This window comes from Novosphingobium sp. 11B (assembly GCF_054589055.1).
In genome coordinates this window covers 1-245 of sequence record NZ_BAAILP010000341.1, presented here as the reverse complement: position 1 = coordinate 245, position 245 = coordinate 1, and the positions used below count along the sequence as shown (strand labels likewise).

Sequence of the window (245 nt, the reverse complement as noted above, 5' to 3'; positions counted from 1 at the left end):
ACCGCGATCCCAGGTAAGTGACTTGTAGAGTTCGCGCGGCAGGCGCTGCGTCTGCCTGATCAGCGCCGACACGACGCTCCTTGTGTCCTTGTTGGCGACCTTGACCAGCATCACATAGCGCGAATGCCGTTCGACCAGCGTCGCGATGTAGCTGTTCTTCGTGCCTCCGATCAGATCGCCTTCCCAGTGACCGGGAATGGCGCGGTCCTCGACAGAGGCGGGGCGTTCGCTGATCGAGACGGCAT

Annotated in this window: 1 protein-coding gene; it reads right to left on the bottom strand. The window is 62.0% G+C overall.

What is annotated here, in order from left to right:
* On the bottom strand, window positions 1-245 hold a 245-nt coding region (locus tag ACYPYD_RS28220; protein WP_459667095.1), incomplete at both ends, for an IS30 family transposase.